Source organism: Streptomyces sp. NPDC059649, from assembly GCF_042734445.1.
Lineage (GTDB): Bacteria > Actinomycetota > Actinomycetes > Streptomycetales > Streptomycetaceae > Streptomyces.
The window spans coordinates 20,238-21,708 of sequence record NZ_JBHWDV010000016.1 but is presented as its reverse complement, the minus strand read 5'-3'; the positions used below and the strand labels follow the sequence as shown (position 1 = coordinate 21,708).

Sequence of the window (1,471 nt, the reverse complement as noted above, 5' to 3'; positions counted from 1 at the left end):
AGCTGACCGACCCGGTGGCCAACATCACCGCCGCCGCCAACTACGCGGCCGACCGCTACGGCTCGATCGACAACGTCAACTCGGCCTACTGAGCCGACGGACGACGAGCCGTCGCCGGCGCACCGCCGGCCCCACCGGACCGCCAGGTCACGGGAGCGACGGAGGACAAACGCGGGCCCACCGGCCCGTCATGAGGAGCAGCTTGCGAAGCGGCGGAATGGCGCGTTCGCCGCTGCGCGCGGAGCGGGTCCCGGCACGGCCGGGGCCCGCTCTGTTCCGTCCGCGGACGGACCGGCCCGGACGGGCGCGGGGGTGCCCCTTCCGGCCCGGCGGCCACGGGTGACCGCTCCTGCCCGCCGGACGGGTGAGATGCGGGGCCGGTCGGCGGACTGACGGCATGGTGGGCCATAGAGTCAGGCAGTTCTGCGTATAAGTCTCTTATCGGCAGAATTCTGCTCAAATCCTGCCGTACCTGACTCAACCGAAGGCCTCGGAGGCATGCGATGCCCTTGCGCAGATCCGGTCCGGCCCGCCGTAAAGTCGCCACGGCCGGAACGCTCGTTTCTCTCCTCTCCGTGCTCGCTCTGCCCCTCGCACTGCCCGGATCGGCCACGGCGACCGATGCCGCGAAGAGACCCGCCCACCCCGACGCGGACTGGATGGGTTCCACCATCGCGCTCCACGAGGGCGGCGTCCGGGCCGGCGGCATCGAGCCGCTGGCGTCGTACGGCAGGAGGGGGGTGGCCGGGGTCGACGTCTCCAGCCACAACAAGAAGGTCGGCTGGTGGTCACTGCGCAGGTCGGGGGTGCGCTTCGCGTATGTCAAGGCCACCGAGGGGACCAACTACACCAACCCGTACTTCGCCCAGCAGTACCGGGGCTCGTACCGGTCCGGGATGATCCACGGCGCCTACCACTTCGCGCTGCCCGACCACTCCAGCGGTGCCACGCAGGCGCGCTACTTCGCCGACCACGGCGGCGACTGGTCCCGGGACGGCAGGACGCTGCCCGGCGCGCTCGACATGGAGTACAACCCCTACGGCTCGACCTGCTACGGCAAGAGCGCCAAGGGAATGGTCAGTTGGATCCACGACTTCGTGCGCGCCTACCGGGAGGAGACCGGGCGCGATCCGGTCATCTACACGTCCACGAACTGGTGGAAGCGGTGCACCGGCAACTCCGGGAGGTTCGGCCGGAGCAATCCGCTGTGGATCCCGCGCTATGGCTCCTCCGTCGGCGCGTTGCCCGGCGGCTGGCAGTACCACAGCATCTGGCAGCACACCTCCCACGGCCACCCGGTCGGCGACCGCAACCGCTTCAACGGCACCTTCAGCCGGCTGAAAGTCCTCGCGTACGGCGACGACGACGACTGATCAGCACCCCCGCACCGCTCTGCTTCCGGCCGGTTCCCGGCGCCCGATCACGGGGGGCCCGGGCCCGGCCCGGAGGGGTGCGGGGCCGCGCCCCGCCC

General features: G+C 71.0%; 1 protein-coding gene and 1 pseudogene. Both read left to right on the top strand.

Going from position 1 to position 1,471, the window contains the following annotated elements; all coding sequences use genetic code 11:
• Positions 1-92: pseudogene (locus ACFV1J_RS18970) on the top strand (lytic transglycosylase); the annotation flags it as partial.
• 411 nt (positions 93-503) lie between these two features.
• Complete coding sequence (locus ACFV1J_RS18965; RefSeq protein WP_385859515.1) at positions 504-1,373, top strand: lysozyme; 870 nt, start codon at positions 504-506, stop codon at positions 1,371-1,373.
• Positions 1,374-1,471: the final 98 nt, after the last annotated feature.